Genomic DNA, 26165 nt, shown 5'->3' with positions numbered 1-26165 from the left:
GTCGGATGACGCGGGCAATACGGTAGACAGCACCGCGACCTCCACGCACACGGTTGACCAAACCGCGGATGCCGGCACGGTCAGCGTGAACAACATCACCAGCGATGACGTGATCAACGCGCAAGAAGCGGGCGAGACCATCACGGTCACCGGCAGCGCGAGCGGCGGCGACATCGCCGAAGGCGATACCGTTGCGATGACCATCAACGGCGAAGACTACACCACCACCGTGGATGAAAACGGCGAGTGGAGCGTGGACGTGGCCGGCAGCGACCTGGCGGCGGACACCGAGTTCGAGGTGGTCGTGAGCTCGTCGGATGACGCGGGCAATACGGTAGACAGCACCGCGACCTCCACGCACACGGTTAACTCCGCGCCTGAGTCAGACAACGTAATTATTTCGACAGATGAAGATGTCGAATTAACGGGTAATGTGCTAAACGACGGTAATGCAACCGATACCGATGGTGACTCGCTCACCGTCACCACCTTCACCATTAACGGCGAAACCCACGCCGCTGGTGACTCAGCCACGATCGCTGATGTCGGTGAAATTACGATTGGCGGAGATGGTGATTATACATTCACGCCGGTAGAGCATTGGAGTGGTGACGTACCAGCTATCACCTACATCGTTCAAGATGAATATGGCGATACCGCGGAAGCGACACTCGATATCAGTGTGACACCTGTGGCTGATGCGCCTGAGTTATCACTGGGCACGCTTGAGTTGGATTTTGTTTCCACATCTCTTAACGCATCAACTTGGAATTCGGTTGATGTCGGTAGCCCAAATGGTGCAGGTCAAGGTGTTGATGCCGAGACGCTCATCAATGCGGTGAATGGCTCCACTGAACCAGACACTGAATCGACAACCGAAGATGTCTCCGTTGATACCGGCTCAGGTTTAGACGGTGGTCAGGCGATGCTGACTTCAGGCTTAATCTATTTAGAGGCAGGTAAAAGCTACAGCTTTGGCGGGTATGCGGATGACAGTGCAGCGATTGTTATCGGTGGTCAAGTGATTGCCGAAGGGCGATATGGCAGTCAAGGTACCTCTCCAGGCGGTGTAAGTGAAAGCGGCCAATTCAGCGGCGAATTTACGCCATCAGAAAGTGGCTATTATTCGTTAGACGTTTATACCCATAACCAAAGTGGCCCGGGTGGGTTCGATATTGAAGTCGCCGTAGACGGTGATGATGCCGTTGACTTAAATACCAGCAATTTTAATCTCGCGCCCAATGTCGATGCACTAGAAGACGGTGGTTTAAGCGTTAAGGACTACGACGGCGATGAAAAAGGCGGTTATTACACCATTAATGAACCTGGTGAAGGGCATGCTGGCCAGCCGATTAAATTACCACCAATCAATGCTAGCTTGGTAGATCAAGATAACTCTGAGACGCTGAGCCTCGCGTTAGGTAATATTCCTGAAGGATCGACACTGTCCGATGGTAATCAGGAAGTGATTATCGAAAGTGGCTCTATCTCTCTGGAGGGGTGGGACTTGTCTAACCTTTCTATATCGGTGCCTGAGCAATATGAAGGCGAGGTCAACCTGCAAGTGACGGCAACCAGCACAGAGACTGGAAATAATGACACAGCAACCGCTACAGAGAGTATCCCACTGTCTGTGTTGCCGATCTCGAACGGTTTGTCGGTGTCTGCTTCGCTGTCCGAGCCCTCAGCTGATAGTCACCCAGCCGACGCACTAATAGAATATGCAGAGGAACATGAAGGGGAGCCATCCGATGAGTATGATGACATTGTGGTTATCAGTGATAACAATCCGGTCAGCCATGTTTCAACGCAAGATGGTAACGATCTGATAATTGGGGGCACATCAGATGGTTCATACCACCTTGTCGCCAATCGCGGTGATGATGTCATGGTGTCACGTAACGCTGGCGCAGCAACAACCTATACTGGGAATAATGGCCACGATACTGTATACCTCCAAGGTAACTTTGCTGATTATACGGTTGTTCAGCAAACATCACATAATCTCTTCCTAAGTAACGATTTACATAACGGTGCAAGACACGATCTTCATCAAATTGAAACGATTTACTTCGCTGATGGTAAATACAGCTATGATAACGGCGAGCTGACCAAAGTCGCGGATATTGTCCAGCTTGATGTTGATGTGACGTTAAACGACAACGACGGCTCTGAGCAAATCACATCAGTAATTATATCGGGAATGCCTGAAGGAGGCAGTGTACCAGGAGGCGAGCAGCTCGATTCAGGTGATTGGCAAGTGCCGATTGATGCACTGCAGCCAAATTCTGGCTCAGACGCTGGTTTCTCGGTCACGCTTGAATTACCAGAGGGAAGTGCTCCTGACTTATCGGTGACGGTTGGTGCGACTGAAGTCGATGAAAACGATGCCCCTGTCGATTTACCTGAATACGCAACCGCACAGCCGGGTATGACGAGCTTGCCGGCATCCTCTCCGAATGCTGATAACCAAGTGAGTGGTGGCTCTGGCGATGATGTCGTGATGGGAGATACCGGTGGCTTCACCATTGAAACGGTGCCAGGACAAGCTTATAACATTGCGTTGATTATCGACCGCTCAGGGAGTATGGATGAATCGATCACAGGCAGTGGTTACAGCGAGCCGAGCCGCCTTGATGTAGTAAAAGAGTCACTGACGAAATTAGTCGATTTATTAGCGAACCATGATGGTCCGGTCAATGTGAACCTCGTTGCGTTTAACAGTGAGGCGACGGGTAACAGTTTTAATTTAGAATCCGACAGTGTTGATGAATTAAAGGCGCAAATTGCGCAAATGTCGGCTGAGGGTAACACCTATTATGATGAAGGCTTTAAAGAAGCGTCTGGATGGTTTGAAAGTGTCAGCCAGGCTAATACTGAAAACCTCGCCTTCTTCCTGACTGATGGTGAACCCAATAGCTATTCGTCAAACAACGCAGCGGCATTTGAGAAACTCGCCAACTTGGCTAGCGTGAATGCCATTGGTATTGGCGATGGGATCTCGGCGACAACTTTAGAGCAGTTTGATAATACATTGGCTGAGCCGGAAAAAGTGATATTTGACTTTAGCGATGGTTTAAATGGAACCTGGTCAGGTGGTAGAGGAGACGAAGTTTATAATTTATCCGACGATCGGTTAAAGCTGGTCGATGATGATAACTGGGGAGCTAAAGGTAATCCTTACTGGGACAGCAACGTTTTTTCGGCAACGCAAAACAGCACTATTACGTTTGATGTTGATATTGATTCATACTCATGGCCTTTGAGTGGAGCGAAAGGGTCACTCAAATGGGATATCCTCAATCGTGACACAGGAGAGTGGGAACAATCTGGGGTAGTTGATAGCACCCAAGAGACGGTTAGGATCGATGTAGAACCAGGTGACTACCAACTACGGGTCGAGTATATCGACGAAAATGAGCTGGGCGAGTCCTATGCGACGATTAGCAATGTTGTATTCTCTGGCGTTGATATCGTTCACTCTGGCGACGAACTAGATGTTGCGCTGCAAGGCGGAGAAACTATTCGTCATATTGCCGGTATGGGGAGTGACCAAGTCACTGGAAATGAGGGCGATGATGTGCTCTTTGGTGATTCGGTGAATACCGACAACTTACCGTGGGGGATTGACGGAAATCCAGAAAGACCTGCTGACCTACCCGATGGCGCTGGACTTGAGGGGCTGAAAGTCTTCCTTGAAGCGTCGCAGGGTCATGAGCCATCCGATATCGAGCTGTACCAGTACATTAAAGATAACCACGCGTTGTTTAATGTCGAGAGTGATACCCGCGGCGGCGACGATACCCTAGAGGGTGGAGAGGGTAATGATATCCTCTACGGCCAAGGCGGTGATGACACCCTCATTGGTGGGCGAGGTGAAGACACATTAATCGGCGGTACCGGTAGCGATAAATTCCAGTGGTCGTTGGATGATATGCCATCGTCTGCCGATGGCGATGGGACGGAAACCGATGTTATTGTCGATTTTGATAACCAAGGTGACACGCAAGACACCCTTTCGTTTGTCGAGGATTTAACCCAGCTCATCAAAGACGGGCAAGTGTCGATTTCATGGCAAACCGCTGAAAGTGGTGAGGCTGAGGGCACCTTGACCATTGGCCTTGATGCCGATGGTGATAGCCAAATGGATCAGTTCATTGATATTGAAAGCCTCAATATTGTTACCAGCAGCGGTGGTCAGCAAGAAGTGGTGATCAACACCTTGATTAATGGTGAGGAAGGAGAGCTAAGACTCACAAAAGGTGATGATAATGCCGACCTTTCAATGGGGAATAATCCAGATTTAGAGATCAAAGTCGATACGGCAGACTGGTAATCACCCTCAGGCAGCGGCTATGATGTCGCTGCCTGCTATTTTTCGGTCAAAAGAGAGACGTAAGTGACTGACCCTTCAAATAATAATCAATCGGTGCAGTGGCGAATCGCAGCGGGCGAACAGCCCACCGACGATCCCTTGCTAGATTGTTTGGTATTGCTGACCGAACACTATGGCACCCCCTGCTCGGGGGATGCGTTAGTTGCGGGCTTGCCGATGACCAATGCGCTACTCACGCCCGATATGTTTCCACAAGCGGCAGGGCGCGCCGGTTTGGCCGCACGCTTGTCACGTCGCAACCTGGATAACTTAGGGCCGTTATTGCTCCCTTGCGTGTTACTGTTAGCAGATCAAAAAGCCTGTGTGCTGCGTGAAATTGATAATGAGGCAGGCACTGCCCTGATTCAGTTGCCCGAAAATGGCGGCGAGCAAACCATGCAGCTTGAAGCCCTTGAGGCGATGTATGTCGGGTATTGCTTTTTTATTAAGCGCCAGTACCGCGGTGATCAGTCGGTCGATTTACACCTGCACGACAATAAAATCCACTGGTTTTGGCAAACGGTCAAAGACGCTGCGCCTATTTATCGCGATGCGTTGCTCGCCTCGGTGTTGGTGAACCTCTTTGCTTTAGTGTCGCCGCTGTTCGTAATGAACGTCTATGACAAGATCGTTCCTAATTTGGCGTTTGAATCCTTGTGGGTGTTAGCTAGCGGCGCCACCTTGGCCTACTGCTTTGACTTTATCATGCGCAAGTTGCGCTCCTACATGATTGATATGGCCGGGAAGAAAGTCGATATTATTGTTTCGTCTCGACTGTTTGCACGGCTGATGGGTACGCCGCTGGCCAATCGTGGCGGCAGTGTGGGGGCCACGGCCAAACAGTTGGGTGAATTCGACTCTGTGCGAGACATGCTCACCTCGGCGACTATCACCACCTTGGTTGATTTGCCGTTTGCGGTTTTCTTTATCACGATTATTTATCTAGTCGCGGGCGATCTGGCCATGGTGCCGGTCGTGGCTGGGTTACTGATCTTGGGCTACACCATCTCGGTCCAGCCCAAATTGCGCTCAGCGATTGAAGAGAGTAATAAATACGCGTCTGAGCGCCATGGCCATCTCATTGAAAGTTTATCGGCGTTGGAAGGCATCAAAGCCAATGGCGCCGAAGGCATCGTGCAGCGCAGTTGGCAGCAAATGACCGCGCACACGGCGAATTGGAACTTTAAAGTCAAACAAATCACCAACAACGTTTCTTACATTGCCACTTTCATCACCCAGATGATGGCGATCGCCGTGGTGATCCTGGGGGTGTATCGGGTGGCGGACGGCGATATCTCCATGGGGGGGATCATCGCCGCAGTGATGCTTTCCAGCCGAGCGGTGTCACCCATGGCGCAAATGGCGAGTTTGCTCAACCGTTGGAATCAAACCAGCACCTCGCTGCGCCAACTGAATGCGATGATGGAGCAAGAGGATGAGTTTGCTGATAAAGGGCACCTTGTCAGTCGTAAACGCCTTAAAGGTGAACTCAGTGCCGATAACTTGGCCTTTAATTATCCAGAGACGGAAAAACCGGCGCTTTATCCATTGAATTTTCGCGTTCAGCCGGGTGAAGTGATCGCTATCTTAGGTAAAAATGGCTCGGGTAAAACCACGTTACTCAAACTATTAGCCGGCCTTTTTCAGCCCAACCAAGGCAGTTTACGGTTTGATGGCGTCGATAGCCGTCAAATCCATCCTTCAGATTTGCGTCGCAACGTGGGCTATTTGGCACAAGATGTGACGCTGTTTCATGGCACTATTCGCGAAAACATTATGTTTGGTACGCGCCAAGTCACTGAGCACCAGCTGATGCGCGCCGTGCAGCTGTCAGGCGTGAGTTTGTTTACCGCGCAAGACCACGAAGGCCTAGATAAACAGGTGGGAGAGCGTGGCGAACGCCTTTCTCGCGGTCAGAGGCAGGCGGTGTCTTTAGCACGGGCGTTGCTTAATGAGCCGCCTGTGCTGGTGATGGATGAACCGACGGCCAGTTTAGACGCACACGCTGAAAACCAATTTATTAAAGCGATGGAAGTCGCAGCCAAATCACGAACACTGGTGATGGTGACCCATAACATGTCACTGCTCAACCTCGCGCAGCGGGTGATTGTGATGGACAAAGGACGCATTGTGATGGATGGCCCGCGCGACAAAGTCCTCAGTAAGCTCAACAAAGGAAATGCGTCATGAGCAAGGTCGTTAAAAAGGCCAGCCAACCCGCTGATCTCGACATGATTGACGATGTTTATGGCGCGATGATGACAGATACCCCGCTCAAGTACCGTGCGGTGGTTTGGGTTGCCTTGCTGCTGATTGCAAGCTTTATTCTATGGGCCGCGGTGGCGGAGCTGGACCGGGTCACTCGGGGCAGTGGTAAAGTCATTCCTCCTTCTCATGTCCAGCTGATCCAAAGCCTAGATGGTGGCATTTTGCAGGCGATGTATGTTGATGAAGGGCAATTGGTTGAAAAAGGAATGCCTCTCGCGCGTATTGATGCCACCCGCTTTCGTTCCGATCTGGCTCAGCAAGAGCAAGAAATTGACAGTTTGCGGGCTTCGGTCACGCGCATGTACAGTGAACTTGATAGTGTCATTCTGCAGCCACCTAGCCAGCCATGGCAGCAACAGATTGAGATTGTGCCGCGTCCCATCAGTTTTCCTGATTCACTCACCAGCCGTAAACCCCAGTTAATTGCACGGCAAAAGTCAGAATATCGGAGCCGACTGGACAGTCTGCGCAATCAACTGGATATTCAGGGACAACAAATCGTTCAGAAACGCCAAGCGTTGGAAGAAGTGGCGTCCAAGATAAAAACGCTAACTAACTCGTTATCGATTATGGATCGTGAGATCAATATCACACGTCCTTTGGTAAAAAAGAAGATTGTCTCAGAAGTGGAGCTTCTCAAACTGGAAAGACAGATCAATGATATGCAGGGTGAGCTGACCAACTTAAGACTGTCGCGGCCTAAAATTAAAGCAGCGTTAGATGAATCTATCTTAAAACGCCGTGAGGCTGCTTTGCAGTTTATTGGTGAGACACGGGCCAAGCTGAGTGAAAAAGAGGCACGGCTGTCTCGACTCACAGAGGCGACCGTCGGGGCACAAGATAAAGTGAACAAAGCCGTCATTACTTCGCCTGTCGATGGCACGGTGAAAACGGTGCACATCAACACATTGGGTGGTGTCGTGGGCCCCGGGGAAGATGTGATAGAAATTGTACCCACTGAAGATCAGCTGCTCGTACAAGTGAAAATTTTGCCCAAAGACATTGCATTTTTACATCCTGGGTTACCGGCCGTTGTAAAAGTCACCGCGTATGACTTTACCCGCTATGGCGGGCTAGACGGTAAAGTGGAGCACATTAGTGCCGATACCACACAGGATGAAGAAGGGAATAGCTTTTACCTCGTGCGAATCAGGACCGAGGCATCGCACTTAACGCGGGATGATGGCACGCCGATGCCGATTATTCCTGGCATGCTGACCTCGGTTGATATTATTACCGGCAAGCGCACGGTGTTGGATTATCTTCTCAATCCTATTTTACGGGCAAAAGAAAACGCACTACGCGAGCGCTAAATAATTACAACAAGGAGAAACAAGATGCCGACCCTTTCGCATCTGTGTCATAAAACGTGCATAACGGCTATCGCGCTAGCCATGAGCTTGATTTCACCCGTTGCAATATCGCAAACATTGGAGCAAGCGGTGGCTCGCTCACTCGAGTCTCATCCACAAATACGTGAAGCCTTTGCGCGCTATAAAGCGCGTGAGCAATCTATAGACCAAGCTAAAGCCGGTTATTATCCCACACTGGATGCGACCGCTGGTGTGGGGCAGGAATGGACGGACTCACCAGGCACTCGCCGTGATACCAGCACGGATGATGAAGTAGACCTAACTCGTCGTGAGCTTGGGTTATCATTACGCCAAATGCTTTTTGATGGCTTTCGTACCCAACATGAAGTGGCGCGGACACAAAACGAGGCCACGGCTGAGCAGTGGGGCTTGATTGCCACCGCAGAAGATAAAGCGTTGGAAGTGTCACGCATTTATCTGGATGTGCTCGTAGCTGAAGAAATTGTGATCCTGGCAGAAAAAAACCTAGATAACCACCAGGAAATCTACGATGCGATTGAAGAAAGCAATCAAGGTGGATTTGCCAAAGCCAGCGACTTGTCTCAGGTGACAGGACGCTTAGCCCGTGCGAACGCAAACTTAATGTCGGCGCGCAATAACCTCGCCGATGCACGTAGTGCTTTTATGAAGGTCGTCGGTATCGCACCTGAGGATTTACACTTACCCAGCCCCGATGCCGCGATGCTGCCTCAGTCGCTGGATACTACCTTGGATATGGCGTTAGACAACCATCCGCGTTTGCAATCTGCACAAGCAGATATTGCGGCGGCAAATGCAGCCCGTGATGGCTCTCGTGCTGCGTATTTACCGACCATCAACGTAGAAGTCGATGCTAATTGGAACGAAAACATTGGTGGCGAAGACGGTGCGGGTCCGCCAGATGTCGGTGGCGAGAATAATAATATCCAAGCCATGGTACGCATGCGCTACAACTTATTTAATGGTGGTGCCGATCGCGCCCGAGAGCGACAAACGGCTTATCAAACCATCGAGGCGCGAGAAGTTAATGAGATGACCCATCGCCAAGTGATTGAAGGGGCCACTTTAGCCTGGAACGCGCGAACCTATCTTGAACAGCAGCGTGACTTTATGCGCCAACATGTCGAAGCCGCTACCGATACCCGAGATGCCTATCGCGAAGAGTTTCGCCTTAATGCGCGGACGCTTTTGGATGTATTGGACTCGCAAAATGAGTTGTTTGAAACACGCCGTGAATACCTAAGTAAAGAAGCCGATGAGCGGTATGCACAATATCGAATATTAAACGCTACTGGGCAATTACTGGCCTCACTAAGAATCGATACGCCTGCAAGCTGGGACACGGCATCGCTGTACAGTGAGGGGAGTGAATAATGAAGCAGTTGAGTTTACTTCTTTTTACCGGGCTCATGATCAGTGGCTGTGCGCCACAGTCGGTTGATCCCATGGAAACGAAGATCATACAAAGCCGTGACCTCACCGATCAAGACAAAGATGGTGTAATTGCCGCGCGCGATCAGTGTAACGCGACGCTTGAACAAGCTCGGGTCAATAATGAAGGATGCCCGCAAGAGCGAATAGAAACCGCATCGTTCGAGCTGAATGTCCAATTTGCTACGGATTCGGCCCAGGTTCGTGAGAGTCAGTATGGTGATATCCGTGATCTTGCCGAATTTATGCGCCGTTATCCTAAGGCGTCGGTACTCATTGAAGGTCATGCCAGTAAAGTGGGTGCGGCGAGCTACAATTTAGCGTTGTCACAGCGACGCGCAGAGGCGATTGCGGACGTGCTCGTTAATCAGTTTTACCTTGACCGCAGTCGTGTTAGCGCGCAAGGCTTCGGTGAGACACGCCCATTAATCGATGCTGAGACAGACCGAGCCAATGAAACAAATCGCCGAGTGGTCGCGACTGTTTCTGGCGAACACGGCATAACGGAGAAACGATGGACTATTTATTCATCGGAATCAGATTAGCGGCTACGCCAATGGTCACTTCGATAGTCATTTCACGTATCGGCTGGCGAGGCGCGCAATGACACTGCATCAACGTGTGCTTTCGTTTGTTGTCGCCGCCACTGTGGTCACTGTATTGGTGACCACGGCAGTGGTATTTCAGTTGGGCGCGGAGCAACGCAAACAACAGCAGCAACAACAATCAAACTTACTCAGCAAGACGCTGGCTGAAGCGCTGCCCGCGGTACTTGAACAAAGTGATGGACAACGACTCACGCAGTTAGCTTCCCAGTTTATCAGTATGCCCCAAGTGAGTCAGATCACGATAGAGCCCATGCTATCTGGGGAACGTCAAGTATGGGAATCTGACCGTCCGGCAATGCATGTGCCGAATTGGTTCGCGACAGCGACGGGCTTAACGGTGAACACAACCTCCGTCTCGGTGAGCAACGGCTGGACACAGTTAGCGAAGCTAACCATGACGTTCGATCCTCATCAAGATATTGCTGAGTTATGGCAACGACTGATGCGATTAGTCGGTTGGTTATTGGCTGCGGGTGTGGCCGTTATTGTCGCCGCGTCTTTTATGTTCCGTCGTGTTACCGTCCCTCTGGGGGAGCTCAGTCAGCGACTGACGTCGTTAGGACATGGTGATTTTCATCCGACACAAGTGTCAACCAGTGTGAGTGATTTATCGGCACTGCAAAACGCCTTTAATCTTGCCGGGCAACAAGTCGCACGGATGCAGCAATCACAACAAGACGAATTGGCACGCTTGCGCGATAAACTCATGGTTGATCCGGTATCACGCTTACCGAACCGTGGCTATTTTCAGCACCAGCTGCAAAGCTTTAGCAACGATGAAGTCGGTTGCAGCTTAATTCTGTTAGAGGCGGATTGGTTATCACGTTTACGCGCTCGCTATGGATATCAATACCGGGATCAATGTTGGCGATTACTAGGAGAAGCGTTAACGCAGGAGAGCTTAGCCAGCACGCATCAAGTCGTGGCAAGGTTGAGTCATAATGAAATCGCGATCTTACTGGTTACCGATGAAGAGAAAGCATTACGGCGTTACTTACGCCAGTTATTACGGGTGATCAATCAAGAGCTAGAGAATATCTCGCTACCGGTCAATCAAGGCTTTCACTTAGGTATTGCGCAAACGCGTACCGACGAGACGGTGAGCCTGATGGCGAAAGCGGATAATGCATTACAACACGCGAAGCGCCAAAACGAGGTTTACTTTTGGCCAACGGATGAACAAGTTGATAGCCGGACCCGAGAGCAATGGCGGCATGTTTTGCTTGATGCGTTGCACAAAAATCCATTAGCGCTTTATGCCCAACCGGTTCGTCATCGTGATAATCAATATAATTGGCATCAAGAGGTGTACGCACACCTTTGGGTGGACGATAGCTGGCTATCTGCGGGTCAGTTGCTCAACCGTATTGAGATGTATGCATTAGGCGAAGAGTTTGATATTCACGTGCTAAATAGGGTGAGTGATTACCTTAATAAAAATCCTCACAGTGACAAGCTCGCGATCAATATCACCATCGAAAGTGTCCAAAGCCAAACATTCTATGATTGGTTAAGTCACTTTTTACTCAAAACCTATCTCGCCGATAAACTGGCGTTTGAAGTGTCAGAAAAAGCGGTGCATGCTGATCCTGAAGCTTGCAAGGCATTGTTTCGTTTAATCCGTGGTCAAGGCTTTGCCGTTGGGGTTGATCACTTTGGCCGTAATATGAATAACGTCGACTACATCAAAAATATCGAGCCTGATTATGTCAAATTGGATCTCGGGTTTGGTCAGCAGTCGAGCGATGTGGATGATGTATTCATTCGCATGCTAGTCAATATTGCGCTGGGACGAGAGATCACTGTCATTGCCACTGGGATTGAACAATCAGAGCAGCATCAGTATTTTCATCAGTTAGGTTGTCAGGGCTATCAAGGCTATATTCTGCCACCGATCAGGTTAGATAGTGGTGAGCAGCCTTAGTTTCAACCGGCTATTTTTTGCATCACCCACGCATCTTCTCGTCGACCGTCGGCACACGCATAATAGTGTTTTCGGCGGCTGACGGGCTTAAAGCCATATTTTTGATACAAGACTTGCGCCGCGATGTTGCTTTCGCGTACCTCGAGCCAGATACTCTCCGCACCGGCTTCATTTAGGCGTTTGATCATCGCCTCAAGTAAAATACTTCCCCATCCTTGCCCTTGATAGGTGGGCTCAATCGCAATGTTCAATAATTCTCCCTCCCCGGCGACACAGCGCGCGTAAAAATACCCAATCAGTAATGCGTGTGGCTGCATTATATGAAGCCCATACGCGTGGTCAAAACGGCCAGTTGGTGCCGCCAGTTGGGTGTCTGACCAGGGTGAACCGTGGGCGCGCCGCTCGATGGTGCTGATGGCTGTGATGTCATCGAGCGCCAGCGGACAAAGATAATAATCAGTCATATTGGCAAATCTGCCGCCACAGATCGCGTTTGGCGGTTGGGTTATCGTGCATCTGCGCTAAGGGAATCGAATCTAAACGTCGTACGCCATCAATAATCACATCCGGTGTGTCAATATACCAGCACCAGGTTAAGCGATGTTCACCCAGTGCCGACAACGCTGCATGCGGTAATTGACGCGCCTGCTCGGGACGCAATTTCATGCTCTTGAGTATATTGCCGAACAACCACGCATCTTTTTCACTGAGCGGCGTATCACAGACCAGCAATAATTGGCAGGCGTCTGGTAACTGAATAACTTCGTGCGTTTGGTCATAAATGGCTGGATGACGTAACTGCCAGACGTCTAGGCCCATCGCTTGTAAACGTTGAATGTCGGTTAACATCGTTTTGGCATCCGTATTAAGCGGTCGCGGCGGCTAATTGCTTATACCACCAGGTATCGTTGGTCTGTATCGGGGCAAACTCAGCGCGCGCCGCCTCAGCACTGGGCATTATTTTAAGCCGGGTATAGCCAAACTCAAAGAGGGTGGATTCCGCTTCGTCCAAGAGTGGCATTAAAAGGTCGGGATCTGGACTGTGCCATAACGCGATTTCTTGGCTGTTGTTATCCATTTGCGCATCAATCACCACAATATGGCCCTGTACCTCTCCCATATCGCTGGTCGCGAGCAACGACAGAGAAATAAGCCCGGCTTCACGCCATTGCTTGAGTTGGTCGGCTTGATAAGGACGCGTGATATCGTCGCGCCACCAACGATCCAGTTTAACCAAGTCGGCGGGCGCTTCTGAGCGAATAAGCATAAGACATACAGCGGTGAGTAAATGTTGTGGTCAGGATAACCGATTCCCGATCCGGTGCAATAGTGACAGTGAGTCTCGCACAGATTGTTACGCAGCTAAATGCATAAATAGCCGCCAAATTGTGCGATTTGGCAACATACTCTCGCTTTTTTACTGATTTTGAGTGCCTTTTCTCTTTTTACCGATAAATGTGCGGTATATAGTGAGAAAAGCTTGAACCTATGACGTGTGCCTCATAAAGTGCTACTGACAATGAAGTTAAAAGTGTCTAATATATGAGACGCTTGTCTCGATGATGATATAATCGAGCGTGATTACCCAATGTGAGCCCCCATGCCAATATCGTCGTTAAATGATTGGTTTTACTGCTTAACCGATAACAGTCCGTTCCTTTTTGCCATTCTAGATAGTACCGATCGCTACGTGTACGCTAACCCGCGCTATTGTGAGTTGGCGGGTCTTTCCTCTGTCTCGTTGAAGGGGCTTTGTGACAAAGACACGCTAGGCGAGGCGTTTTATCAAGCGGTAAAACCGCATTATGAGAAAGCAAGACGCGGGGATGGCGCGGAAGGAGAAGTGGTGATTGCGGATGAGTATCATAGCTCAAGCTTTCATTTCAGTGTGGCACCGCTTAAAAACTATAAGGATGAGCAAGGACAGCCTTGTGTTATTTTCCATGCAGTTGACACCTCGGAGCGTCAAATCTTAGCCAGTGCGCTGGAAGAAGCGGATGAAAAATATCATCGTTTAAGTTCGTTGATCGACGATGGCTGTTGCCTGGTGGAGGACGGTTGTATTCTCTCCGCGAACCCTGCTGCAGCGACCTTGCTAGGGGTGGCATCCGCAGACGACTTGCTCGGTGAGCCGGTGGCGAATTATTTAGCGCTTGCCGATCAAAACCATTCGGTGATAGAGCGCTTAGCGAGTGCCAATGATCGCGAGTGCATTGACGCATTGAGTAGTAAAAAAGGTGCGTCTGTGCGCCTTTCTCAGTCGCCGATTCAGGTATTAGGTAAACAAGCCACTATGTTGCGCTTACACGCGCCTTATACAGAGGTGAAGCGGCTGCAACCCGCACAGCACGATGAAATAAGCAAAGTGGGCGAGCCGCAATGGGCCAATATTGATGCCTTGACAGGATTGTATAATCGCTATGGCTTTAGCAGTGAACTGGATAAACTGATCCGTGCGCAGACGCCTTTAGCCATGTTATATCTTGACGTGGATAATTTTAAAAACATCAATGACTCGCTAGGCCACCACGTGGGTGATCGGGTGTTGCAAGATATCGCACAACGTTTACGCGCACTGCTTTCCGCCGACACCATTATTGGTCATTTGGGGGGCGATGAATTTGCGGTGATCCTACCCAAACCTGCCACTGAAGACATGGTCGAGCAGTTAGCTGACAAGGTTGTTGGCGCGATTAGCCAGCCTTTTGAACTGCACTACTTTAGCAAATATTTGGCCTGTTCCCTGGGGATGGTGCGCTACCCTGAAGACGGCAAAGATGCCAGACAATTACTGCAAAATGCCGACACGGCAATGTATGAGGCGAAAGAGCAAGGCCGAAACCGTGTGGTTGAGTATAACGACAGTATGAGCAAAGAAGCGCGGATGCGTCTGTGGCTGGAAATTGAGCTGCAAAAAGCATTGCAAAGCAAAAGCCTAGAAGTCTGGTATCAGCCCAAAGTGAATGCGGGTGATTTTCGTATCAATGGCGCAGAGGCTTTGGTGCGCTGGAAGCATCCAGTGGAAGGTTACATCAGTCCAGGGCGTTTTATCCCTGTGGCTGAGCGCTGCGGCTTGATAGAGGCGCTTGGGCGCCATGTGATGCGGGAAGTGTTTCAAAATGTTCATCGTTGGCGGCAACAAGGATTATTACCGGGCCGGGTCGCGATCAATTTATCGCCAGAGCAATTTAGTAGCCCTAAGTTAATTGAACATATGGAAAAGCTATTAAAAGCAACCGGCGCCAATCCTGAAGATATTACCTTTGAACTTACCGAAAGCGCGGTAATGAGAAATGATGAGCACGCGCTGACCATGCTGAATGCGATTAAATCATTAGGGTTTGCGTTATCGATTGATGATTTCGGGACAGGGTACTCGTCGTTGTCCTATCTCGCGCGCTTTCCGCTTGATGAGCTCAAAATCGATCGCGCCTTTATCCATGAGATGGATGCGCTCAGTAAGCAGGTGACGCTGGTGGAAAGTATTATCCACCTTGGGCGAGCGATGGAGATGACGGTGGTGGCTGAGGGCGTCGAAACTCGCCAGCAAGCATCGGTGTTAACCAACTTACATTGCGACACCATTCAAGGCTATTACTTTCACTCTCCGATGCCGAAGCGAGAGTTTGAACAATTGCTACATAAAAATAAGCCGCAAAATCAACCGCCACAGCTATTAGCGCCCACCCACCCGTGATGATTATGTGTCAGTGAAAATAAAAAAGAGCAGGAAAACCTTGCTCTTTTTAGTGTGGCATATGGGTCGCAAGCATGGGCTATGGCTGACGGTAAGCCAGGCGGTTGAGTTCAAGTAGCGCGTAACGATGCTCAACAAATTGATAGACATTGCCTGACATGGCGAGCTTATAAAGCGCGACAGCGCGATCGTTATCGCCTTGATATTGGTAGCGTTTGGCGAGATAAAAATACGCTTCACACAGGCGCTCTGCTAATTGTTGGTTATCTTTGCCCTGAGCGGCTAATTGTTCAAGCAACTCGCGCTCGCTGATCACCCCCAGATACATGTCTATCAGTTGCCAGCCCCAGCCGGTTGTCTCGGCGTTTGCTTTGCGGGTTAACAATGCTTGTTGAGCTTGGGATTCACCTTGCCAATCGCGCTCCACTAAATAAAGCCAAATCAGGCGATAAGGATCGTCGCGATCTTCTTGGTAGTGATTAAGTAAGTCTTGATAGGCCAGACGATAGCGCCCGCCATAATACAGGGCAATACCGCGGTTACGTTCGGCATAACTATGGCTATCATCAAGCTCTAACGTTGAGTCAAACGCTTCGTAAGCCGCATCGTAATGGCCATTTTGAGTAAAATAGACACCGAGAATATTGAATACATCGGGTTGGTCAGGCTTTAAAGATAAAGATTGGTTGAAATCTAATCGTGCTAAGTCGCGCATGCCAAGATTGTCGTGCATTAATCCACGTTCATAATGCAGTTGCGCACGTGCCTCGTTGCTTAAATCCTTTCGTGCGAGTAATTGATCGATGCGTGCCAAGTGGACTTCCTGTTGCAGTGTTGGCTGCAAGGGAACGGCCATCGGTGGGAAGGTCCACTGACTGCTACATCCTGTCAGCAACAATGACGCCATCATCAGCAATAACAGCGCCACATTGGTCAGTGGTTTATAAAAAACGGTCATGAAGGCGCATCTCCGTGTAAAAAAAAGGGGGCCTCAGCCCCCTTTATATCATGAATAACTCGATGACTCTAAGCGTCAGTACTTGGCGCTTGCTCCGCAGGTGCAGCGTCTTCTGAAGGCTTGTCTGAGCCTTTTTCAGATGCGGCCTCTTTCATGCTTAGGCGGATGCGTCCTTGGCGATCAACCTCGAGCACTTTGACGTCCACTTCTTGGCCAACTTCAAGATAATCGGTCACTTTCTCAACACGCTCATCGGCGATTTGAGAAATGTGAACCAGGCCATCTTTACCGCCAATCACAGAGACGAACGCACCGAAATCAACAATGCGCTGGACCTTACCGGTATAGATGCGGCCCACTTCCACTTCGGCAGTAAGCGCTTCGATACGAGAGATCGCATCTTTTGCCGCGTCGCCATCAGTAGCAGCAATTTTTACCGTACCATTGTCGTCGATTTCGATCGTAGTGCCTGTCTCTTCGGTCAGCTGACGGATCACCGCGCCGCCTTTACCAATCACATCACGGATCTTATCAGGATTGATGCTCATGGTATGGATACGAGGGGCAAACTCAGAGATATCATCACGGGCTGAACCAATCGCTTGATCCATGACATCCAAGATGTGCAGACGTGCGCCTTTTGCTTGGTTCAGGGCGATTTGCATGATCTCTTTGGTGATCCCTTCGATTTTAATGTCCATTTGTAGCGCAGTTACACCGTCGTCGGTACCGGCCACTTTAAAGTCCATATCACCGAGGTGATCTTCGTCACCCAAGATGTCCGAAAGAACAACAAACTCGTCGCCTTCTTTCACCAGACCCATGGCAATACCTGCAACGGATTTTTTCACCGGTACACCGGCATCCATCAGCGCAAGCGATGTACCACAGACAGATGCCATGGATGACGAACCGTTAGATTCGGTGATCTCAGATACCACACGCAATGTGTACGGGAAATCGTCCTGGCTTGGCATCACCGCAGCGATACCGCGTTTAGCGAGACGGCCATGGCCAATTTCACGGCGCTTTGGTGAGCCAACAAATCCAGTTTCACCCACACAGTATGGAGGGAAGTTGTAATGCAGCATGAAGCCTTCTTGGCGCTCACCCATGATCGAGTCAATAGTTTGCGCATCACGCTGGGTACCCAAGGTCGCCGTTACTAGCGCTTGCGTTTCACCACGGGTAAACAAGGCACTGCCGTGTGTACGTGGCAATACGCCGGTACGGACATCAAGGGCGCGAACCATGTCTTTTTCACGGCCATCAATGCGCGGTTCGCCGGCGATAATACGACCACGAACCACGGTTTTTTCTAGGTCGCCAAGCATGCCGAGGATTTCACGTTCATTGAGGCTTTCGTCTTCACTTAGCAAAGCGGCAACCACGTCTTGCTTCACCTGGCCAACTTGCTCGTAACGGGCCATTTTTTCAGTGATCTGGTATGCCTGAGCCAATGGACCTTGTGCCATTTCTGCCACACGGGTTTGTAGGGCAGCGTTAACTTCAGGTGCTTTCCAATCCCACTGAGGCGTGCCGACTTCAGCCGCGAACTCTTTAATGGCATTGATAGCGGTTTGCTGTTGCTCGTGACCAAACATCACGGCTTGCAGCATTTGCTCTTCGCTCAAGCGATCAGCTTCTGATTCAACCATCAGTACTGCGCCTTCTGTCCCTGCAACAACCAGGTCCAGCTTACTTTCGTCGAGTTGCGCTGGGCTTGGGTTAAGAACCAACTCGTCGTTGATATAACCTACGCGTGCCGAGCCAATCGGGCCGTTGAATGGGATGCCTGAAATCGCTAGGGCGGCAGAGGTACCCAGCATGGCGACAATGTCAGGGCTAACGGCTGGGTTAACAGACACAACCGTCGCAATGACTTGTACTTCGTTTTTGAACGAATCAGGGAAAAGCGGACGGATTGGGCGGTCAATTAAGCGTGCGGTGAGGGTTTCTGACTCAGATGGACGGCCTTCACGTTTGAAGAAACCACCTGGGATTTTACCTGCAGCGTATGTACGCTCTTGGTAGTTGACGGTTAGAGGGAAAAAGCTTTGGCCTTCGGCGGCTTCTTTTTTACCTACAACAGAGACGAATACCGAGGTATCGTCCATGCTGACCATGACGGCACCATTGGCTTGGCGTGCCATGACGCCCGTTTCCAATGTCACAGTATGATTGCCGTATTGGAATGTTTTTACGATTGGATTCACAGATTATTTCCTTGTTGCTGAGGGATAAACCCTTTGATTTATCTCACTAATTGTCGGCTTTCAGCTGTTCACCATCGCGACTAATGAAAGCACGCTGCGCGGATGATTGATCTTGATGGGCAGTATGCTGTCAATAGTCGCGACCTAATGGTCGACGTTGTTGACTGTTTTACAGCTGAAAGTGGCGCTAATTATACACGTGCTTCACTAATAACGACACCACAGGGCCGTCAATTGACGACATTTGTGATGGATTTGGCAAGCAAACTTGACCCTAACGTGTGCAGATAACCGTGCCAAGTCAGATTTGTGAATTGAAGCTGGCTACAAGATCAGCGAAAATACGCCACCTTTGTGATTTACCTCCTCAGTTGGCGCTCGATTGCCGCCTGAATCAAACAAGAAGATAACCTGCTATGTCAAATACACCGCTGCAACAGGAAGTTGATAAACGACGCACCTTTGCGATTATCTCGCACCCGGATGCGGGTAAAACTACCATTACTGAAAAAGTGCTGTTGTTCGGACGTGCGATTCAAACAGCCGGCACGGTCAAAGGGCGCGGCTCTAACCAGCATGCCAAGTCAGATTGGATGGACATGGAAAAAGAGCGTGGGATCTCGGTGACCACCTCGGTGATGCAATTTCCTTACAACGACTGCTTGGTAAACCTGCTTGATACCCCAGGGCACGAGGATTTCTCGGAGGATACCTATCGAACATTGACGGCGGTTGACTCTTGTTTGATGGTGATTGATGCCGCGAAAGGGGTTGAGGACCGGACCCGTAAGCTGATGGAAGTGACTCGCCTTCGTGACACGCCGATCATCACCTTTATGAACAAATTGGATCGAGATATTCGCGATCCGATGGAGCTGCTTGATGAAGTCGAGAGTGAGCTCAATATTGCCTGTGCGCCAGTATCATGGCCAATTGGCTGCGGCAAAGGGTTCCAAGGTGTTTATCACATTCACCGTGATGAAAGCATTCTCTATCAGTCTGGTCAGGGGCATAAAATCCAGGATGCCCGTATCATCAAGGGCTTGGACAACCCTGAGCTGGATGAGGCAATTGGTGCCGACATTGCGCAAGATTTGCGTGACGAGCTGGAGTTGGTGATGGGGGCCTCGCATGAATTTGATCGTGAGCTGTTCTTAAGCGGTGAGCTGACGCCGGTATTCTTTGGTACCGCACTGGGTAACTTCGGTGTGGATCATATGCTGGACGGCTTGACCGAGTGGGCGCCTAAGCCGATGGCGCGGTCAACTCATGATCGTGAAGTGAGTGCCGATGAAGATAAATTCTCAGGCTTTGTGTTTAAAATCCAAGCCAATATGGATCCACGTCACCGTGACCGTATTGCCTTTATGCGTATTGTCTCCGGTAAGTATCAGCAGGGAATGAAGCTGCGCCATGTACGTTTAGGCAAACAAATCAATATTTCTGATGCGGTGACCTTTATGGCAGGGGATCGGTCACGGGCTGAAGATGCGTTTGCCGGCGATATTATTGGCCTGCATAACCATGGCACCATTCAGATTGGCGATACCTTTACCCAAGGAGAAGATCTTAAATTTGCCGGGATCCCGAACTTTGCGCCTGAGCTATTCCGTCGCATTCGTCTCAAAGATCCATTGCGTCAAAAGCAACTATTGAAAGGCCTCATTCAGTTATCTGAAGAGGGTGCGGTACAGGTATTCCGCCCGATGCAGTCGAACGATCTAATTGTTGGCGCGGTCGGTGTCCTGCAGTTTGATATGGTGGTGGCGCGCTTGAAAGCCGAGTATAACGTTGACGCACTCTACGAGCCGATCAATGTCGCCACTGCGCGTTGGGTTGAGTGCAAGGATGAGAAGAAGCTGGATGAATTCCAGCGCAAAAATCAAGCTAATCTCGCGCTGGATGGCGGCGATAACCTGACCTATATCGCGCCGACGATGGTCAATCTCAACCTGACGCAAGAGCGTTTCCCAGACATTGATCTCAGAGCCACCCGTGAGCACTAAGTGATCTTGGCTTATGTCAAAGACATCGCAGTGAGGTAGGCAAAGTGTCTTGTCCCACTGTGAATGAGGGGTAAACCTTTATAATGCCGTCTATATAGACGGCATTCTACTCTCGAGAGGACAGCGATGATGAAGGTGGTTTTGGCGGTTAAAGCATGATTGATACCCATTGTCACTTCGATTTCTCCCCTTTTAATCAGGCGCCGGATCAGTACTGGCAAGCGGCGCGTGAGGTGGGCGTCACGCGCATGGTGGTACCGAGTGTCAATGAACAAAACTGGCCGGCGGTATTAGCGCTGACGGAACGTTTTGCTGAGATGTATGCTGGTTTGGGGTTACATCCATGTTTTCTCGATACGCACACAGACAACAGCCTCGCTGCATTAGAAGACGCGCTGGTATCACGGCCATTGTCCTGCGTGGCGGTCGGCGAAGCCGGTCTGGATTATTTTGTCGCGCACACTCCAGAGATGAAGCAGCGTCAGCACGCCTTACTTGATAGTCAGTTATGGCTTGCCCGCCGCTATGACTTACCCATTATTTTGCATAGCCGTCAATCTCATAACGACCTGCTGCGTCTGGTGAAAGCGTATCCTGGCGTGCGCGGTGTGCTGCATGCGTTTAGCGGCAGTGAGCAACAAGGCAAACAATTTATTGATGCTGGCCTAATGCTCGGTGTGGGGGGCACCGTCACTTATGAGCGGGCGAATAAAACGCGTCAAGCTATCGCGCGCTTACCGCTCAACCATTTGCTCTTGGAAACCGATGCCCCTGACATGCCGCTTGCGGGATATCAAGGAAAACCCAACACACCCGCCCAGGTGTCTCGGGTGGTCGATGTGGTCGCAGCGTTAAAAAGCTGTGATAGAGATCACCTGGTGGCCGAAACATCAGGCAATGCTGAAAGAATGTTTGGCTTGCACTAAGCGCGAACGTGCGTGAGACAAACGTTTGCGGTTGCATAAGCTCACAAAACTAGATCAAAGTCATACTTATTGATGCATTGCAAAATAGTTTTACAGCGAACTGTGATTGGAATATTACTTTAATGTGACTGCTCTGCGTATAATCCCTCCCCGGAAGCCAAATTCCACTCTGTCGAGACGCCAACTTTTTACTTTGAGGATGCCAATACTATGAGCCTGCTGATGAGCGTAATCGGGATGGTTGTACTGCTAGGAATAGCTGTTCTCCTTTCTGATAATCGCAAAGCCATTAACCTCCGTACCGTGGGTGGCGCATTTGCTATCCAACTCTTTTTCGGTGCTTTCGTACTGTATGTCGACGTGGGTCGTGACATTCTTTACGGGGCATCACAATACGTTGCCAACGTCATCGCATATGGTGACGAAGGGATCAGCTTCATCTTTGGTGGACTGGTTTCTGACAAAATGTTTGAACTGTTCGGCGGTGGCGGTTTCGTCTTCGCACTGAAAGTTCTGCCTGTTATCGTATTCTTCTCATCACTGATCAGTGTGCTTTACTACCTGGGTATTATGCAGGTTGTGATTAACGTACTCGGTGGTGGTTTGCAAAAAGCCTTGGGGACCTCGCGTGCCGAATCCATGTCTGCGACTGCGAACATCTTCGTGGGTCAAACAGAAGCGCCACTCGTGATTCGTCCCTTTGTCCCGCGCATGACCCAATCAGAGCTGTTTGCCGTGATGTGTGGTGGTCTTGCCTCTGTCGCCGGTGGTGTATTGGCCGGTTATGCGTCAATGGGTGTACCGCTTGAGTACTTGATTGCCGCTTCATTTATGGCGGCGCCTGGTGGTCTGTTGTTTGCTAAAATCATCAAGCCAGAAACTGAAGAGCCAGTTGAACAAATGGCCGATGCCACCGCAGAAGGCGTTGAAAAGCCAGCTAACGTCATCGATGCAGCTGCTGGTGGTGCCTCTTCAGGTATGCAACTGGCCCTGAACGTAGGTGCAATGCTACTTGCCTTTATCGGTTTGATTGCTCTTATCAACGGTATGCTGGGTGGTATCGGCGGTTGGTTTGGTTATCCAGACATTACGCTTGAGCTGATCTTGGGTTACTTGTTTGCCCCATTTGCGTTCCTTATCGGTGTGCCATGGGAAGAAGCAGTGGTTGCCGGCTCTTTCATCGGTCAGAAGATCGTCGTCAACGAATTTGTCGCTTACCTCAACTTCACCCAATATCTTGGTGACAACGCACAAGTTGTTGCGGCAACGGGTGTTGAGATGACGGAGAAAACCAAAGCGATTATCTCATTCGCACTGTGTGGTTTTGCTAACTTGTCATCGGTGGCCATTTTGCTTGGCGGCCTCGGTGGTCTGGCGCCTAGCCGTCGTCCAGAGATTGCACGCTTTGGTGTCAAAGCGGTGGTTGCTGGTACCTTGTCTAACTTGATGGCGGCAACGATTGCGGGTCTATTTGTGACCTTAACCCTCGCAGGTTAATCAGCTAATTACTGACTCAGCTAATTACTGACTCAGCTAATTACGGACTAAGTATAAACCGATTAAAACGCCACACAGTGAATCTGTGTGGCGTTTTTTTATAGGGTGTATACTCAGGGAGTATCCGATAAATAAAGTGAAGCTGGTTAACAAAATAAGGAAAAACGATGCAGGAAGTGCTCCTTGCGGTAGTCGCCGGGTTTTTAGTCGGTGTTTTGTTTAGTGCGATCAAGTTACCTATCCCCGCGCCACCGGTTTTGTCGGGCGTGATGGGGATTGTTGGTGTCTACTTAGGTGGGATCGGCTACCAGTGGATTATCGAACGGTTTTTCAGCTAACCCGTATTGATTCTGCCAAGCAACACTGTATTTTCCAACAGAAACGGTAAAAACTAGTTTTGCCGAAACGGCGTTGGTAAAATAAGTGAAGGCCGTCAAAGTTTGGTGGCGCCACAATCTTTATTTTCCTCTTATGGTTAGCAACAAAGGTGTGGCTAGCCCCAATCGAAAACGTCCAATGGTAGAACTGCGAACACAAATGTGTTTGCACGCGGCAACAAGGATGGTTGGTTGAAGGCGGCGCAAGGTCCAGCCTCAAACTTCATGGAGCCAAGTCCGCTGAGCAGCAACCGGCTACAAGTGACGGTTGCCAACACAGTGGCCAACCCAATACCTGTTTGGCAAAAGAATGAGGACTGGAGATATCCAATGAACGAATTACATACCGCGGCCCTACGCGCACTCAAATTAATGGATCTGACCACGCTGAATGATGATGACACCGATGAAAAAGTGATCACCCTGTGTCAGAACGCGAAAACGGCTGTTGGTAATACGGCTGCTGTCTGCATTTATCCGCGCTTTATTCCGATTGCGAAAAAAACATTACGTGAACAAGGCACGCCAGATGTCCGTATCGCGACCGTGACTAATTTCCCCCATGGCAATGATGACGTTGATATTGCGGTAGCAGAAACCCAAGCTGCCGTTGCCTATGGCGCCGATGAAGTGGACGTTGTTTTTCCATACCGTGCGCTGATTGCTGGTGACGAAAGTACTGGCGCTGAGCTGGTGAAACAGTGTAAAGCGGCATGTGGTGACAAGGTGTTGCTTAAAGTGATCATCGAAACCGGTGAACTTAAAACTGAGGCGTTGATCAAGCGCGCCTCGGAGATTGCCATTGAGGCGGGGGCAGATTTTATCAAAACCTCTACCGGTAAAGTAGCTGTCAATGCCACGCCTGAAGCGGCTGAGATCATGCTGAATGTAATCAAAGACAAAGGCGTTGCAGCACGTGTTGGCTTTAAGCCAGCCGGTGGCGTGCGCACCGCAGAAGATGCGCAGCAATACCTGGCTATGGCCGATCGCATTCTCGGCGACCAATGGGCCGATAACCGCCACTATCGTTTTGGCGCATCTAGCTTGTTGGCGAACTTACTCCACACCTTGGGTGAAGGCGAAAAAGCGGCTGAAGGTGGCTATTAAGTAAGTTGCCACTCACCCAAACGGTAGGGCGATCGAGGATCGTGTACTCGGTCGCTCACGTATTGTGCTGGTAAGGAGGATGCATGATCTTACCTCAGGAAATTATTCGTAAGAAGCGCGACAACATCGCGTTAAGCAAAGAAGAAATTTATTCGTTCATCCAGGGTGTTGCGAATGACTCAGTGTCGGAAGGCCAAATTGCTGCATTTGCGATGGCGATTTACTTCAATGATATGACCATGGATGAGCGTGTGGCTCTGACCTGTGCGATGCGCGATTCCGGTATGACCATCGATTGGTCACACATGCATTTTGATGGCCCAATCGTGGATAAGCACTCGACAGGGGGCGTTGGTGATGTGACCTCGTTAATGCTGGGCCCAATGGTGGCGGCATGCGGCGGTTATGTGCCGATGATTTCAGGCCGTGGCTTAGGCCATACCGGCGGCACACTTGATAAACTGGAGTCTATTCCGGGTTATAACATCATGCCAAGCAACCAGGTGTTTGGTGATGTCACACGTGATGCTGGCGTATCGATCATTGGCCAAACTGGCTCTTTGGCACCGGCCGATAAACGTGTGTATGCCACCCGAGATGTCACCGCCACCGTCGATAATATCTCATTGATCACGGCGTCAATCTTGTCGAAAAAGCTCGCGGCAGGTCTCGATGCTTTGGTTATGGATGTCAAAGTAGGATCGGGGGCGTTTATGCCCACGTATCAAGATTCAGAGGCGCTGGCGAAATCGATTGTGGGCGTGGCCAATGGCGCCGGCACCAAAACCAGTGCGTTGCTCACTGATATGAACCAAGTGTTGGCATCGTCGGCGGGAAATGCATTGGAAGTGAAAGAAGCGGTCGACTTTTTGACCGGTCGTTACCGCAACCCTCGCCTGTACAATGTGACCATGGCACTGTGTGCGGATATGCTGGTGGTGAGCGGACTAGCGTCAGATGTGACGCAAGCGAAACAAAAATTGGATCACGCATTGGATAGCGGTCGTGCTGCCGAGTGTTTTGCCAAAATGGTCGCAGGCCTAGGGGGTCCCTCTGACTTTGTCGAGTCGCCGGATCAATACCTGGCCAAAGCGTCAGTCATTAAGCCTGTCTATGCCGACCGTGCTGGAACGGTCAACGCGATGGATACGCGGGGATTGGGCATGGCTATTATAGAAATAGGTGGCGGCCGTCGGGTTGCCAGCGATAAAATTGATTATGCCGTTGGGTTGAACGAAATGATTCGTCTGGGGCAAAACGTGGATGAGCAAACACCGCTCGCCATGCTCCACGCTCAAACTGAAGAGCAATGGCAACAAGCGGCCAATGCGGTGCGAACCGCAGTAAAAGTAGCTGATGAGGCACCCAATTCTACGCCGGACGTATATCGTCGTATCAGCTTACAAGACGTCTAATGGAGGCG

General features: G+C 50.2%; 18 protein-coding genes. 13 read left to right on the top strand and 5 right to left on the bottom strand.

The features are described 5' to 3' along the window. The 6 genes from HLG76_RS09140 to HLG76_RS09115 form a co-directional block, all read left to right on the top strand. On the top strand, positions 1–4336 hold a 4336-nt coding region (locus HLG76_RS09140; protein ID WP_175993516.1), incomplete at its 5' end, for an Ig-like domain-containing protein. A 63-nt stretch (positions 4337–4399) separates the two neighbouring features. Next, entirely contained in the window at positions 4400–6565 is a 2166-nt protein-coding gene (locus tag HLG76_RS09135) for a type I secretion system permease/ATPase (RefSeq protein ID WP_175993515.1), read from the top strand. Then, positions 6562–7956, top strand: coding sequence for an HlyD family type I secretion periplasmic adaptor subunit (locus tag HLG76_RS09130; protein WP_175993514.1), 1395 nt, complete (start codon positions 6562–6564; stop codon positions 7954–7956). Before HLG76_RS09135 ends, HLG76_RS09130 begins: the two co-directional genes overlap by 4 nt. Positions 7957–7980: 24 nt before the next feature. Beyond that, positions 7981–9369: a TolC family outer membrane protein gene (locus HLG76_RS09125; RefSeq protein ID WP_175993513.1), complete on the top strand. Its 1389-nt coding sequence runs from the start codon at positions 7981–7983 to the stop codon at positions 9367–9369. Further along, positions 9369–9971: an OmpA family protein gene (locus HLG76_RS09120; protein ID WP_077577126.1), complete on the top strand. Its 603-nt coding sequence runs from the start codon at positions 9369–9371 to the stop codon at positions 9969–9971. Before HLG76_RS09125 ends, HLG76_RS09120 begins: the two co-directional genes overlap by 1 nt. Positions 9972–10029: 58 nt before the next feature. Beyond that, the gene (locus tag HLG76_RS09115; RefSeq protein ID WP_175993512.1) at positions 10030–11958 is read left to right on the top strand and encodes an EAL domain-containing protein; all 1929 of its coding nucleotides are present in this window, start codon (positions 10030–10032) and stop codon (positions 11956–11958) included. Between the two features lie 2 nt (positions 11959–11960). On the opposite strand, the gene rimI is transcribed toward HLG76_RS09115, so the two are convergent. Genes rimI through HLG76_RS09100 form a run of 3 tightly spaced genes read right to left on the bottom strand, consistent with a single transcriptional unit; the run spans position 11961 to position 13225 of the window. Then, the gene (gene rimI / locus HLG76_RS09110) at positions 11961–12422 is read right to left on the bottom strand and encodes a ribosomal protein S18-alanine N-acetyltransferase (protein WP_175993511.1); all 462 of its coding nucleotides are present in this window, start codon (positions 12420–12422) and stop codon (positions 11961–11963) included. Then, positions 12415–12807 carry a DNA polymerase III subunit psi gene (locus HLG76_RS09105; RefSeq protein ID WP_021023633.1) on the bottom strand — a complete coding sequence of 131 codons (393 nt, stop codon included), beginning with the start codon at positions 12805–12807 and terminating at the stop codon, positions 12415–12417. Before HLG76_RS09105 ends, rimI begins: the two co-directional genes overlap by 8 nt. A 16-nt stretch (positions 12808–12823) precedes the next feature. Then, entirely contained in the window at positions 12824–13225 is a 402-nt protein-coding gene (locus HLG76_RS09100) for a hypothetical protein (RefSeq protein WP_021023634.1), read from the bottom strand. Between the two features lie 333 nt (positions 13226–13558). Between HLG76_RS09100 and HLG76_RS09095 the strand changes: the two genes are divergently transcribed. Further along, a complete protein-coding gene (locus HLG76_RS09095) occupies positions 13559–15655 on the top strand; it encodes an EAL domain-containing protein (RefSeq protein ID WP_021023635.1) in 2097 nt (698 codons plus the stop codon). A gap of 79 nt (positions 15656–15734) precedes the next feature. Here HLG76_RS09095 and nlpI read toward each other — a convergent pair whose 3' ends face one another. Continuing rightward, positions 15735–16613 carry a lipoprotein NlpI gene (gene nlpI / locus HLG76_RS09090; protein ID WP_175993510.1) on the bottom strand — a complete coding sequence of 293 codons (879 nt, stop codon included), beginning with the start codon at positions 16611–16613 and terminating at the stop codon, positions 15735–15737. A 68-nt stretch (positions 16614–16681) separates the two neighbouring features. Further along, on the bottom strand, positions 16682–18829 hold the full coding sequence (pnp, locus tag HLG76_RS09085; RefSeq protein WP_077461819.1) for a polyribonucleotide nucleotidyltransferase: 2148 nt from the start codon (positions 18827–18829) through the stop codon (positions 16682–16684). Between the two features lie 416 nt (positions 18830–19245). Here pnp and prfC point away from each other — a divergent pair, with 416 nt between their 5' ends. The 6 genes from prfC to deoA all read left to right on the top strand — a co-directional run bounded on the left by prfC (position 19246) and on the right by deoA (position 26157). Beyond that, positions 19246–20835, top strand: a complete 1590-nt coding sequence (prfC, locus tag HLG76_RS09080) for a peptide chain release factor 3 (RefSeq protein WP_175993509.1) — start codon at positions 19246–19248, stop codon at positions 20833–20835. A 155-nt stretch (positions 20836–20990) separates the two neighbouring features. Then, positions 20991–21761 carry a TatD family hydrolase gene (locus tag HLG76_RS09075; RefSeq protein ID WP_077661402.1) on the top strand — a complete coding sequence of 257 codons (771 nt, stop codon included), beginning with the start codon at positions 20991–20993 and terminating at the stop codon, positions 21759–21761. A gap of 210 nt (positions 21762–21971) precedes the next feature. Beyond that, a complete protein-coding gene (locus tag HLG76_RS09070) occupies positions 21972–23258 on the top strand; it encodes a NupC/NupG family nucleoside CNT transporter (RefSeq protein WP_025744411.1) in 1287 nt (428 codons plus the stop codon). A gap of 167 nt (positions 23259–23425) precedes the next feature. Continuing rightward, the gene (locus HLG76_RS09065; RefSeq protein WP_021023640.1) at positions 23426–23596 is read left to right on the top strand and encodes a XapX domain-containing protein; all 171 of its coding nucleotides are present in this window, start codon (positions 23426–23428) and stop codon (positions 23594–23596) included. A gap of 369 nt (positions 23597–23965) precedes the next feature. Next, positions 23966–24742: a deoxyribose-phosphate aldolase gene (gene deoC, locus HLG76_RS09060; protein WP_077669978.1), complete on the top strand. Its 777-nt coding sequence runs from the start codon at positions 23966–23968 to the stop codon at positions 24740–24742. Between the two features lie 83 nt (positions 24743–24825). Then, positions 24826–26157, top strand: coding sequence for a thymidine phosphorylase (gene deoA / locus HLG76_RS09055; RefSeq protein WP_175993508.1), 1332 nt, complete (start codon positions 24826–24828; stop codon positions 26155–26157). Positions 26158–26165: the final 8 nt, after the last annotated feature.

This window comes from Salinivibrio sp. EAGSL (assembly GCF_013366455.1).
In the GTDB taxonomy this organism is placed as follows: domain Bacteria; phylum Pseudomonadota; class Gammaproteobacteria; order Enterobacterales; family Vibrionaceae; genus Salinivibrio; species Salinivibrio costicola.
Note: the sequence above shows the minus strand (reverse complement) of the source record. Positions and strands in the feature narration are given on the sequence as shown.